The 12845-nt window shown below is 73.3% G+C and carries 12 protein-coding genes; 10 read left to right on the forward strand and 2 right to left on the reverse strand.

The annotated features are described in order from the left end of the window. Positions 1–81: 81 nt before the first annotated feature. The 10 genes from IF55_RS32730 (at position 82) to IF55_RS32775 (ending at position 10667) form a co-directional block, all read left to right on the forward strand. The gene (locus tag IF55_RS32730; RefSeq protein ID WP_030889091.1) at positions 82–903 is read left to right on the forward strand and encodes an aldose epimerase family protein; all 822 of its coding nucleotides are present in this window, start codon (positions 82–84) and stop codon (positions 901–903) included. Between the two features lie 57 nt (positions 904–960). Beyond that, entirely contained in the window at positions 961–1500 is a 540-nt protein-coding gene (pyrE, locus tag IF55_RS32735) for an orotate phosphoribosyltransferase (RefSeq protein WP_030889087.1), read from the forward strand. Positions 1501–1718: 218 nt separating this feature from the next. Further along, the gene (gene fbaA / locus IF55_RS32740) at positions 1719–2741 is read left to right on the forward strand and encodes a class II fructose-bisphosphate aldolase (RefSeq protein ID WP_030889085.1); all 1023 of its coding nucleotides are present in this window, start codon (positions 1719–1721) and stop codon (positions 2739–2741) included. Between the two features lie 160 nt (positions 2742–2901). Further along, entirely contained in the window at positions 2902–4494 is a 1593-nt protein-coding gene (locus tag IF55_RS32745) for a DHA2 family efflux MFS transporter permease subunit (RefSeq protein ID WP_030889081.1), read from the forward strand. A 171-nt stretch (positions 4495–4665) separates the two neighbouring features. Beyond that, positions 4666–5079 carry a DUF3151 domain-containing protein gene (locus IF55_RS32750; protein ID WP_030889078.1) on the forward strand — a complete coding sequence of 138 codons (414 nt, stop codon included), beginning with the start codon at positions 4666–4668 and terminating at the stop codon, positions 5077–5079. Between the two features lie 224 nt (positions 5080–5303). Continuing rightward, complete coding sequence (locus IF55_RS32755; protein ID WP_030889075.1) at positions 5304–6278, forward strand: tryptophan 2,3-dioxygenase family protein; 975 nt, start codon at positions 5304–5306, stop codon at positions 6276–6278. 53 nt (positions 6279–6331) lie between these two features. Further along, positions 6332–7630 carry a kynureninase gene (locus tag IF55_RS32760; protein ID WP_078645654.1) on the forward strand — a complete coding sequence of 433 codons (1299 nt, stop codon included), beginning with the start codon at positions 6332–6334 and terminating at the stop codon, positions 7628–7630. A 2-nt stretch (positions 7631–7632) separates the two neighbouring features. Beyond that, entirely contained in the window at positions 7633–8535 is a 903-nt protein-coding gene (locus IF55_RS32765) for an alpha/beta hydrolase (RefSeq protein ID WP_048832961.1), read from the forward strand. Between the two features lie 75 nt (positions 8536–8610). Further along, positions 8611–9936, forward strand: coding sequence for a histidine kinase (locus IF55_RS32770; protein ID WP_030889062.1), 1326 nt, complete (start codon positions 8611–8613; stop codon positions 9934–9936). Between the two features lie 32 nt (positions 9937–9968). Further along, positions 9969–10667, forward strand: a complete 699-nt coding sequence (locus IF55_RS32775) for a response regulator (RefSeq protein ID WP_211270076.1) — start codon at positions 9969–9971, stop codon at positions 10665–10667. Between the two features lie 157 nt (positions 10668–10824). On the opposite strand, the gene IF55_RS32780 is transcribed toward IF55_RS32775, so the two are convergent. Together IF55_RS32780 and IF55_RS32785 are read right to left on the reverse strand one after the other, a co-directional pair. Beyond that, positions 10825–11316 carry a MarR family winged helix-turn-helix transcriptional regulator gene (locus IF55_RS32780; RefSeq protein WP_078645656.1) on the reverse strand — a complete coding sequence of 164 codons (492 nt, stop codon included), beginning with the start codon at positions 11314–11316 and terminating at the stop codon, positions 10825–10827. Next, positions 11316–12809, reverse strand: a complete 1494-nt coding sequence (locus tag IF55_RS32785; RefSeq protein ID WP_037966613.1) for an MFS transporter — start codon at positions 12807–12809, stop codon at positions 11316–11318. Before IF55_RS32785 ends, IF55_RS32780 begins: the two co-directional genes overlap by 1 nt. Between the last annotated feature and the right edge of the window lie 36 nt (positions 12810–12845).

Here is a 12845-nt window from a genome sequence, read left to right on the forward strand (position 1 = left end):
CAACGAGCCCGCGGCCGACATCCGACGCAAGCGACAAGGGGAACAGCCCAGCGGCGCCTGAGCCTGGCCTAGGGTCGAGGTGTGAGCACCCACAACACAACGGAAACCCCGCCGGAGGCGCCCGGCGTCAAGCTGGTAGCCGGCCGCGCCGAGCTGACCGTCCTCCCCGACAACGGCTGCCGCATCGGCAGCCTCCGCATCGACGGCACGGAAATCCTGCGGCAAGGCGCCAAATACGGCTCCTTCCCCATGGTCCCCTGGTGCGGCCGCACGGCCCTCGGCCAGTTCCGCAACGGCGGCGAGCGCCACCAGCTCCCGGTCAACTCCCCGCCGCACGCGATCCATGGCACCGGCCGTAACACCGCCTGGCGCACGGTCCGCAAGGACGCGTCCAGCGCCGCCTTCACCTATGACCTGGCCGACCCCTGGCCCTACCCCGGCCGCGTCACCCAACTGGTGGAGCTGGCGGAGGACTCGGTGACGCTGACCATGAGCGTCGAGGCGACCGAGGACTCGTTCCCGGCGCAAGCCGGCTGGCACCCCTGGTTCCTGCGGAACCTCGGCGGCGAGGACGCCCGTATCGACTTCGCCCCCGACTGGCAGGAGGAGCGCGGCGACGACCATCTGCCGACCGGGCGCCGCATCGACCCGCTCCCCGGCCCCTGGGACGACTGCTTCGGCATGTCCGACGGCGTCGATGTCACGCTCACCTGGCCGGGGCAGTTGGAGCTGAAGGTGACCAGCCGTTCCGAGTGGGTCGTCGTCTACGACGAGCAGCAGGAGGCGATCTGCGTCGAGCCGCAGTCCGGGCCGCCGAACGGGGTGAACACCCTGCCGCGCCTGGTCACCCCCATCGACCCGTTGGAGATCTCCACGACGTGGACCTGGCGGACGCTGTCCTGAGCGAGAGCGAGCGGCCGTACGCGCGAGCGCCCGGCGCAGGACCGTAAGCTCATCGGTATGAGCGACGTGCGTGACGAGCTGCTGCGGCAGATCAAGGACAAGGCCGTGGTCCACGGCAAGGTGACCCTCTCCTCCGGTCTGGAGGCCGACTACTACATCGACCTGCGCCGGATCACCCTGGACGCCGAGGCCGCCCCGATGGTCGGCCGGCTCATGCTGGACCTGACGGCCGACCTGGACTTCGACGCGGTCGGCGGGCTCACCCTCGGCGCCGACCCGGTGGCCACGTCGATGCTGCACGCGGCCGCCGCCCGTGGCCGCAAGCTGGACGCCTTCGTGGTGCGCAAGGCGCAGAAGACGCACGGCATGCAGCGCCGCATCGAGGGCCCGGACATCAAGGGCCGCCGGGTGCTGGTGGTCGAGGACACCTCCACCACCGGCGGTTCCCCGCTGACGGCCGTCGAGGCGGCGCGTGAGGCGGGCGCGGAGGTCGTCGCCGTCGCGACGATCGTCGAGCGCAGCGCCGCGTCGGCCATCGAGGGCGCCGGGTTGCGCTACTTGACGGGCTACACCCTGGACGACCTCGGCCTGAGCTGAGCCGACACCAGGCGCTGACCTGGGGCTTCTTGGGCGGGCTGAGCGTTTCACGTGAAACGCTCAGCCCGTTTCGTACGTCCGGAGTGTCCGCCGTGTGGAGCAAATGGTGGAGTCTGGAAAGATGGGCCCCGACGAGGACGTCACCCACCCGCTGGAATTGCCAGCAAACTCCTAGGTCAGGGCCAGAAACCCACCCGCACATCACAAGGAGCGGACAGATGCCCATCGCAACCCCCGAGGTCTACAACGAGATGCTCGACCGGGCGAAGGCAGGCAAGTTCGCCTACCCGGCCATCAACGTGACCTCGACGCAGACTCTGCACGCGGCGCTGCGCGGCTTCGCGGAGGCGGAGAGCGACGGCATCATCCAGATCTCCACGGGTGGCGCGGAGTTCCTCGGCGGCCAGTACAACAAGGACATGGTCTCGGGCGCGGTCGCGCTCGCCGAGTTCGCGCATGTCGTCGCCAAGAAGTACCCGGTGAACATCGCGCTGCACACCGACCACTGCCCGAAGGACAAGCTCGACGGCTACGTCCGTCCGCTGATCGCCATCTCCCAGGAGCGCGTGTCCGCCGGCCAGAACCCGCTGTTCCAGTCGCACATGTGGGACGGGTCCGCCGAGAACCTGGACGACAACCTCGCCATCGGCCAGGAACTGCTCGCCGCCGCCGTCAAGGCCAAGATCATCCTTGAGGTCGAGATCACCCCGACCGGCGGTGAGGAGGACGGCGTCTCCCACGAGATCAACGACTCGCTCTACACCACCGTCTCCGACGTCGAGCGGACCGCCGAGGCCCTGGGCCTGGGCGAGAAGGGCCGCTACCTGCTGGCCGCGTCCTTCGGCAACGTGCACGGCGTCTACAAGCCCGGCAACGTCGTGCTCCGCCCCGAACTGCTCCGCGACCTCCAGGACGGCATCTCCGCGAAGTACGGCAAGGCCGACCCGTTCGACTTTGTCTTCCACGGCGGCTCCGGCTCCACGGAGGAGGAGATCCTCACCGCCCTGGACAACGGCGTCGTCAAGATGAACCTCGACACCGACACGCAGTACGCCTTCACCCGTCCGGTCGCGGACCACATGTTCCGCAACTACGACGGCGTCCTGAAGGTCGACGGCGAGGTCGGCAACAAGAAGACCTACGACCCGCGCACCTGGGGCAAGGCGGCCGAGGCCGGCATGGCCAAGCGCGTCACCGAGGCCTGTGGCCACCTGCGCTCCACCGGCACCAAGCTCAAGTAGCGCCTCCGAAGCTGCCTCCGAAGCTGAGGCAGGGCGCCGCGTACGCCCGTCAGTCCGTACGCGCGCTCCCGCGGCCCGAGGGCCCGGTTCCGGCAGATCGCCGGAACCGGGCCCTTTCGCTGGTCTGGCCCGCTCCGGGCGGGGCGAGGATGATCGTTGTATGAGCGATGCCCCGAGGGAGCCCGCGGCCGAAGGGCCCGGCGCCGTACGGTTCGGCACGCCCGCGGGGCGCTGGGTGCTGCTCACCGCGGTGCTCGGGTCCGGGATGGCGATGCTGGACAGCACCGTCGTCAATGTGGCCCTGCCCCGGATCGGCGCCGACCTCCACGCCGATCTGGCCGTGCTCCAGTGGACCGTCAACGCCTACATGCTCACGCTCGCCGGGCTGATCCTGTTGGGCGGCGCGCTGGGCGACCGGTTCGGGCGGCGCCGGGTCTTCGTCGTCGGCGTGGTGTGGTTCGCGCTCGCCTCGCTGCTGTGCGGCCTCGCGCCCAACGCCGGGGTGCTGATCGCCGCCCGCGCGCTACAGGGCATCGGCGGCGCCCTCCTCACCCCCGGCTCCCTCGCCCTCATCCAGGCCACCTTCCACCCGGACGACCGGGCCAGGGGAGTGGGCGCCTGGTCGGGGCTGGGCGGCGTGGCCTCGGCGGTCGGGCCGTTCGTGGGCGGCTGGCTCGTCGACGGGGCCGGCTGGCGCTGGGTGTTCCTGATCAACCTGCCGCTGGCCGCCGCCTGCGTGCCGGTCGCCCTGCGGCACGTACCGGAGACCAAGGACCCGCGGGCGCGCGGCCGGTTCGACGTGCTGGGCGCCGTCCTGGGGGCCCTCGCGCTCGGCGCCGTCACGTACGCCCTGATCGCCGCGCCCGACAAGGGCGCCTCGCCCTGGGTGATCGGCCCGGCGATCGCCGGCGTGCTGCTGGGCGTCGCCTTCGGATACGTCGAGCGGCGGCGGGCCGAGCCGATGCTGCCGCTGAGCATCTTCTCCTCGCACCAGTTCACGGCCGTCAACGCCGTGACCGTCTGCGTCTACGCCGCCTTCGGCGGCTTCTTCTTCCTCTCCGTGCTCCAACTCCAGGTCGTGGCCGGATACTCGGCGCTCGCCGCCGGGACCGCGCTGCTCCCGACGACCGTCCTGATGCTCCTGCTGTCCGCACGCTCCGGCGAACTCGGCCAGCGCATCGGGCCGCGCGTCCCCCTCACCGTCGGGCCGCTGCTGTGCGCGGCCGGGATGCTGCTGATGACGCGGGTGACGCCCGGGGCCGCGTACTGGCGCGACGTGCTGCCCGCGCTGATCGTGCTCGGCCTGGGCATGGTCGTCCTCGTCGCCCCGCTCACCGCGACCGTGCTGGCCTCCGTCGACGTCGGCCGCGCCGGGCTGGCCAGCGGCGTCAACAACGCCGCCGCACGAGCCGCGGGGCTCGTCGCCGTCGCGGCCCTGCCGCTCCTGGCGGGCATGGGCCCGGACGCCTACCGGGACCCCGCGCAGTTCGGGGCGACCTTCCGGCGCGCGATGCCGATGTGCGCGGGGGCGCTGGTGGTGGCCGCGCTGATCGGCTGGTTCGCGGTGCGGCAGGAGCTCGGGGGCGGCGAGGAAGCCCCCGAGGCCGAGTCCGCACCCGCGGGGGCGGCGGCCGGTGAGCCGGCCGCGCCCGCCGAGCCGGTGGCCGCCGAGCCCCGGATGTGCCATCCGGAGTGCACGTACCACTGCGGCGTGACCGCCCCGCCGCTCGACCCCGGCACCGAAGACGACTGACGGCGGGGCCGGTGGCGAGCGGGGATCGTACGGTCGCGGGCGCTCGTACGGCCCCTCGGACCCGTACGTACGGGGACTGGCGGCCGTACGCGCGCGGCGGCGGTCCGGTCTGTCGTACGGACATGACCCGCAACCGCCCCGTGGCCGCCCGCACCAGGCAGACTGGGGCTCATGTCCATTCACGAGAACCTGCTCGGGGGACCGCCCCCGACCCATCTGCCCGACGACCCCGAACCGCGCGAGCTGCTCGCCACCGGCGCGGCCCCCTCCGAGGTCGCCGCGAAGTACCCGTCGTCCTCGCTCGCGTGGGCGCAGCTCGCCGACGAGGCGTTCGAGGCCGGCCGTGTCGTCGAGTCGTACGCGTACGCCCGTACCGGATACCACCGCGGCCTCGACGCGCTGCGCCGCGCCGGCTGGAAGGGCCACGGCCCCGTGCCGTTCGAGCACGAGCCCAACCGCGGCTTCCTGCGCGCGCTGCACGCCCTGGCGCGGGCCGCGCAGTCGATCGGCGAGCAGGAGGAGTACGAGCGCTGCTCGACGTTCCTGCGCGACTCGTCCCCGACGGCCGCCGACACGCTGGGCTGACACCGGCCCCTCGCGCGACGGGGACGCGCCGGGCGGCCCGCGGCACCGGGCGCCCGGCGCACCACCGCCGTCACCTCTTGCTGGTCTTGCTGGTCTTGCCGGATCGCACGAGGCGACGCATGATGCGCGGAGGCCCGGTGCGCCGGGCCGAGAGGGGACCGGGGCTCCGAGGACGACAGGAAAGGGGCGGACCGCTACCCGGCAGCAGCATCGAAGGGACAGCGATGTCACGCGAATCCGAGGCGTCCCCTTACGCGCCTGAGAGCTCCGCCTACGCGCCCGAGAGCCCCGCCTCCGCGCCGCCCGTGTCGGAGAATCCCGCCGCGCGCTTCGAGCCCGACCTCAGCATCGGCGCCGAGAGCACCACCCCGTACGAGGACTACGTGCACGCGTCCGTCCTCACCCACCTCCAGCAGCCCCTCTCCGACGACCCCGGCGAGATGGTCTTCCTGGTGACCACCCAGGTCATGGAGTTGTGGTTCACCGTCCTCGTCCACGAGTGGCAGACCGCGGCCCAGGCGCTGCGCGAGGACGACCTGCCGGGCGCGCTGGCCGCGCTGAAGCGCTCCACGTACGAACTCGAATCGCTCAACGCGTCCTGGAAGCCGATCGCGCATCTGACCCCCGGCCAGTTCAACTCCTACCGGGCGGCGCTCGGCGAGGGCTCCGGGTTCCAGTCGGCGATGTACCGGCGGCTCGAATTCCTGCTCGGCGAGAAGTCCGCCTCCATGCTCGTCCCGCACCAGGGCGCTCCGCGCGAACTCGCCGAACTGGAGAAGGCGATCGCCGAGCCGAGCCTGTACGACGAGGTGCTGCGCTACCTCGCGCGGCGCGGCTTCGCCATCCCGGCGGCGGTCCTCGACCGGGACCGGACGGCCCGCTACGAGCCGGACGAGGCCGTGGAACGGGTCTGGGAGGAGATCTACTCGGCGGCCGGCGGCTCCGCTGGTGGCTCCGCCGGTGGCTCCGCCCTGGATGCCATGGGCCCCGCCGGGGCCGGTGGGCTGGTGCGGCTCGGGGAGGCCCTGACCGAGATAGCCGAACTGGTCTGGCGCTGGCGCAACGACCATCTCCTCGCCACGCGGCGCGCGATGGGCGCGAAGACGGGCACGGGCGGTTCCGCCGGGGTGGCCTGGCTGGAGAAGCGCGCCGCGAAGAACGTCTTCCCCGAGCTGTGGACGGCGCGCAGCTATGTCTGACACCAAGCCCGACGCCGGGACGGGCGTGATGCCCGAGACCGGGGCGGGCCCCCATGCATGAGACCGGGACGGACGCCATGGAGCTGCGGGCCGAGGCCGCGAAGCTGGATGAGAGCGACGTGCTGCGCGACAAGCACGCGGAGTTCGCGGGGTACGGTCTCGACGAGGTCGCCTACCTCGACGGGAACTCCCTCGGCGCGCTGCACCGCGCCGTGCCCGGGCGGCTCGCGGAGGTCGTCGAGCACGAGTGGGGACGGCTGCGCATCCGCTCCTGGGACGAGAGCGGCTGGTGGAGCGCCCCCGAACGCGTCGGCGACCGCGTCGGCCGGCTCCTCGGCGCGGCCCCGGGCCAGGTGGTCGTCGGCGACTCGACGAGCGTCAACGTGTTCAAGGCGGTCGTCGCCGCCGTACGCATCGCCAGGTCGGGGGGGCTCGCGGCCCTCGACGGGGGCTCGGGGGCCGGTGGCGGCCCCGCCCGCGGCGGTGACTCCGACCGGGACGAAATCCTTGTGGACGCCGCCACGTTTCCCACCGACGGCTACATCGCCGAGTCGGCCGCCCGGATGACCGGTTGTGTCGTGCGGCCGGTGCCCGCCGGGGACATCGGGGGTGCTGTCGGGGCGCGGACGGCGGCTGTGCTCGTCAACCATGTGGACTATCGGACGGGCCGGTTGCGGGATCTGGGCGGTACGACGGCGGTCGCGCACGCGGCGGGGGTGCCGGTGGTGTGGGATCTGTGCCACAGCGCCGGGGCACTTCCTGTGGAGCTGGACGCGCACGGGGTGGGGCTGGCCGTCGGGTGCACGTACAAGTTCCTCAACGGCGGGCCGGGTTCGCCCGCGTTCCTGTACGTGCGCCGCGACCTCCAGCCGCGCTTCGACTCGCCGCTGCCCGGCTGGAACTCGCACGCGGACCCGTTCGCGATGGCGAGCGGCTACGCGCCCGCCGAGGGCGCGGCGCGGGGCCGGGTCGGCACGCCCGACATCCTCTCGATGCTCGCGCTGGACGCGGCGCTCGACGTATGGGACGGCGTGTCCATCGAGTCCGTACGGGCCAAGAGCCTGGCGCTCACCGACTTCTTCCTGCGCTGCGTCGCCGCCTACGTCCCGGCGGGCCTCGTCGAATCGGTCACCCCGGCCGCGCACGCCGAGCGCGGCAGCCAGGTCGCGCTGCGCTGCCCGGACGCGGGCGAGGTCATGGCGGAGCTGATCCGGCGCGGCATCGTCGGCGACTACCGCCGCCCCGACGTCCTGCGTTTCGGCTTCACCCCGCTCTACACGCGCTTCGCCGACGCCGAGCGCGCCGCGCGCGTACTGGCGGAGGTGCTGACCGGCGGCGCGGCGGAGGGCTGACCATGGCGGACGAGCCGGGGCCGAAGGCCGGGGCGGCAGCCCTCGGTGAAGAGGACGCGCTGCTCGCGCTCGCGCCCGTACCGCCCGACCGGACGGTCCGCTACGGCACGCACCCCTCGCAGGTCATCGACGTCTACGACGGCCGCCCGGCGCGCGGCGGCGGGCCGGGCACGGTGGTGACGCTGCTGCACGGCGGCTTCTGGCGGCAGGCGTACGACCGTACGCACCTCTCGCCCGCCGCCGCCGCGCTCGCGCGCCACGGCGTGACCGTGGCGCTGGCCGAGTACCGGCGGGTGGGCGGTGGCGGCGGCCGGCCGGGGACGTTCGACGACGTCGTAGGGGCCGTGGAGGCGGGCGCGGCGGAGGCGGCGCGGAGCGCCGATCGGGGCCGCGGCGCGCGCCATGTCGTGGCCGGGCACTCCGCCGGCGGCCACCTCGCCCTCTGGGCCGCCTCCCGTCACCGCCTCCCCGCGGGCAGCCGCTGGCGGGAGGCGGGCCGGGCCCCGCGCGTCGACCGGGTCGTCGCGCTGGCGCCCGTAGCGGATCTGGCCTACGCGCGGGAGCTGCGGCTCAGCGACGACGCGGTGGCGGGTCTCTTGAGGGGTGCGGACGCCCGTACCCCCGCTGGCGGGGCCCAGGCCGAGATCGATCCCGCGCGGCTGCTGCCGCCCCGCGCCCCCGTCGTCATCCTGCACGGCACGGCCGACCCGGACGTGCCCGTGGGCGTCTCCCGCCGCTACACCGCCGCGGCGGCCGGCAGCGCCGGCGATGTAGTCCTCCACGAGCTGCCCGGCGTCGGCCACTACGCGTCCGTCACGCCCGGTACGGACGCCTTCGCGCTGTTCCTGGCCGCCCTCCAGGACGCTCGCGGGCGGCCCACGGGGCGCGTCGGGGGCGGCGCGTAGTACTTGAGGCGGACCCGTACAGATCCTCACCAGCGGGGACGACGGCGATCGCGAGCCCTGTCTACCTTGGTTGATGTGAACGACACCTATCAGCGGCCGAACGGCGCGACCAGTGAGATCCGGGTGGTGCGGGGCATGTTCCACACGATCCGCGAGGACCTGGTCACGCACGCGTTCGCGTACCGCCCGGTCCCGCCGCTCGCCGACGACCACCCGTTGCTGCGGTACGTGCCGCGAAAGGCCGTCGCCTACGCGCGCTGGGTGCCGCACGCCCTGTTCCTGGCGGCGGCCTTCCTGGTGACGTTCATGCCGTTCCTGGCCCTCGGCGCCGGGCTCTCCGGGCTGCTCAACGTGTTCCTGACGGGGGTGCCGCTCGCCGTCGTGCTCCTCCGGCCCGTCGGCGCGTGGTGGCTGGCGCTCGCCGCGGCCGTCCCCATGTCGCTGTGGTCGGGCTATCAGTCCTTCTGGCCGTGGACCCCGGCCGGCATCATCTCCTACGGGGCCGTGATGCTGATCGTCGCGTGCCGCCTCCGGCCCCGGGCGGCCGGGGAGATGTGGCTGATCACCCTCGCGGTCATCGTCGCGGTCGGCATCCCGTTCCACGGCAGCAGGTGGTCGCCGGACACCCTGGCCCTCCTGATCGTCCTCGGCGCCATGCTCCTGATCGTGGTGGGGCTGCGCGGCGTACGCGAGTCCAAGCAGCAGGTCGCCGTGCAGGCCGCCGTCACCGAGGTGGAGCGGTCGCGCCGCACTGTACTGGAGGAGCGGACCACGATCGCCCGCGAGCTGCACGACGTGGTCGCGCACCACATGTCGGTGGTCGCCATCCAGGCGGAGGCCGCGCCGTACCGGGTCGAGGAGACCCCGCCCGAGCTGGCCGCCGCGTTCGCCACGATCCGCGAGAACGCCGTCTCGGCCCTCACCGAGCTGCGCCGCGTGCTCGGCGTCGTACGGTCGGAGAATCCGGAGGCGTTCGGCGAGGTCGACCCCGAGGCCCCGCAGCCGACGCTCGCCGCCCTCGGCTCGCTGATCGACAATGTGCGGGCGGCCGGGCTGACGGTCGAGCACGTCACGACGGGCGCGGTGCGCACCCTGCCGCAGGGCGTGGAGCTGTCCGCGTACCGCATCGTGCAGGAGGCGCTGAGCAACACGCTGCGGCACGCGCCGGGCGCCGAGGCGCGCGTCGAGGTGTCGTACGTGATGAGCGGGCTCGGGCTGCGTATCGTCAACGGTCCGGCGAACCGGCTGGCCAAGCCCTCGCCGGGCTCGGGCCACGGGATGCTCGGCATGCGGGAGCGGGTGACCATGCTCAGCGGCGAGATGACGGCGGGGGCGACGGAGGACGGCGGCTTCGAGGTCGTGGCGTTCATCCCCGTCGAGGCCGCGGCGGAACCGGAGTGAACGGCATGGGTGTCATGGGCGGGGAAAGAGACATGGTCGGGACGAGCGGCGGGAACGGCGGCAGCACGGACGGCATCATCCGGGTGCTCATCGTCGACGACCAGATGATGGTCCGCGAGGGGTTCTCCGTGCTGCTGAACGCCCAGCCGGACATCCAGGTCATCGGCGAGGCGGTGGACGGCCGGGAGGCGGTGCGGCAGGTCGCGGCCCTCAATCCGGACATCGTGCTGATGGACATCCGGATGCCCGAACTCAACGGTCTGGAGGCCACCCGCGAGATCGTCGCCGCCAATGCCGACGCCAAGGTGCTGGTGCTGACCACCTTCGACCTCGACGAGTACGTCTACCAGGCGCTACGGGCCGGGGCCAGCGGCTTCCTGCTCAAGGACGCCTCGGCGCGCCAGCTCGCCGACGGCGTCCGGGTGGTGGCGGCCGGGGAGGCGCTGCTCGCGCCGACCGTCACGAAACGCCTCATCCAGGAGTTCTCCCGGCTCGGCACCCCGCGCGCCCCCAGCCAGGACCGCGTCGCCGACCTCACCGAGCGCGAGACGGAGGTCCTGGTGCTGGTCGCCCAGGGGCGCTCCAACTCCGAGATCGCCGGGCGCCTCGTCGTCGCCGAATCGACGGTGAAGACGCACGTCAGCCGCATTCTGGTGAAGCTGGGGCTGCGCGACCGCACACAGGCCGCGGTCTTCGCGTACGAGGCGGGGCTGGTCACGCCGGGCGGTTGAGGAGGCGGGCGGCTGAGGGGCAGCGCTCCGGGAGCCGCGCGCCGAGGAGCCGCGCACCGGGGCGCCGCGCACCGGGTAGCCGCGCGCCGAGGGGCGGCACCGCGCGGCCGGCGCGGCTCCGAGTGGCCCGGCGTGGCACCGAGCAGCCCCGCGCGGCTCACCTCAAAAGCTTCGCCACGATGCGGTCGAGCGCCTCGATGTCCTCCGGGTCCAGATCGAGCAGGGCGTCGGGCGGGACGGACATGATGTCGGTGGCGCGGGCCGCCGCCGCCCGGCCCTCCTCGGTGAGGCGGACCAGCTTGGACCGGCGGTCGGCGGGGTTGGCGACGCGCTCGGCGAGGCCGCGCCGGACGAGGTCGTCGACGATGACGGTGGTGTACGGCGGGTCGCTGCCCATCCGCTCGGCCAGTTCCCGCAGCGGGATCGGCCCGGCGGCGAGCCTGCGCAGCGCCCTGACGCGGCTGAAGCTCATGCCGAGGGCGTCCGCGACGGTCTTGCGGCGGTTGTGACGCTCCATCAGGAGCGTGTTCATCCCCTGCCAGGCCCGGACCGCCGCCGCTCTCGCGGCGGAGCGGCCCGCTTCGTACGGCCCGCTTCCGCCGCGCTCGCCTTCGGCGGGGCCGTCGCCCTCGCGGGTTCTGCCGTCCATCAGGTGTTCACCGCCTTCTTGGCCCCCGCGGCCCCCGAAGTCCCATCGGCCCCCGGAGCCTCCTCGGACGCGATCCGCTCCGCTGTGCGCTGGGCCGTCGCCTGGGCCCAGCGGCCGGAAGCGAGGGTACCTATGACCGCCACGGCGGCGCCGCAGCCGGCGATGATCCACCACGCCGTGCGGCTCGCGTCGGCGAGGGCCGCCGGGGACCCGTACGCCGCGCCGGCCACGAGGGCGCCGATGACGGCGACGCCGAGGGACTGGCCGACCTGGCGGCTGGTGGAGGCCACCGCCGCCGCGACGCCGGCCTGGGCGCGCGGCATGCCCGTGACGGCGGTGTTGGTGATGGGCGCGTTGACCAGGCCGAAGCCGGTGCCGAAGAGCAGGTACGCGACGACCAGCACGCCCGTCGGGAGGTGGGCGGAGTAGGTGAGCGCCTGGAGGACGGCGCTCGCGCACAGGGCCGTACCGGCGAGCAGCAGGGGGAGGCGCGGGCCGCGCGCGGCGACCATGCGGCCGGACAGCGGTGCCAGGAGCAGCGCCATGGCGGCCATGGGCAGCATGTAGAGCCCGGCGTCCAGCGGGTCGAGCCGGCGCACGTTCTGGAGGTACAGGGAGCTGACGAACAGGAAGCCGCCCAGCGCGGCGAACGCGGCGATCGCGTTCACGGTGGCGCCCGCGAACGGTACGGAGCGGAAGAACCGCAGGTCGATGAGGGGGTCGGTGCGCCTCGGCTCGTACCAGAGCAGCCCCAGCAGCGCGCACAGCGCCGCGGCGGCGGCGCCGAGGACGAGGGGCGAGGTCCAGCCGTGCTCGGGCGATTCGATGATCGCGTAGGTGAGGGCGACGAGCAGGACGATGACGAGCGACTGGCCGGCCGGGTCCACGCGGCGGGCCCGCGGCGCCCGCGATTCGGGGATGAACGTGCGGGTCAGGAACAGGGCTGCCACGCCGATCGGCACGTTGATCCAGAAGATGGACCGCCAGCCGGCCGACTCCACCAGCGCCCCGCCCATGATTGGCCCGGCGGCCATGGAGAGGCCCACGACGCCGCCCCAGACGCCGATGGCGCGGGCGCGCTGCCGGGGGTCGGTGAAGGTGTTGCTGATGATCGACATGGCGACGGGGTTCAGCATCGATCCGCCGATTGCCTGGAGCATTCGCGCGGCGACGAGCCAGCCCAGGCCGGGGGCGAGGCCGCAGAGCAGGGACGCGGCGGAGAAGAGGGCCAGCCCGACCTGGAAGACGCGGCGGCGGCCCACGCGGTCGGCGGTCGAGCCGGCGAGCATCAGCAGGCTGGCCAGGACCAGCGTGTAGCCGTCGACCGTCCATTGCAGCCCGGACACGGAGGTGTGCAGGTCGCGCTGGATGGTGGGCAGGGCGACGTTGAGGATGGTGTTGTCGAGGCTGACGATCAGGATGCTCATGCAGCAGATGGCGAGCACGAGCCATGGGCGTCGCGGGGCGGCGGCGTCTGGCGCGGCAGCGGGCATGTCGGACTCCTTCGGCTAGACTCCTTTAGTTGTGTC

The sequence above is a fragment of the Streptomyces varsoviensis genome (assembly GCF_000718635.1).
Lineage (GTDB): Bacteria > Actinomycetota > Actinomycetes > Streptomycetales > Streptomycetaceae > Streptomyces > Streptomyces varsoviensis.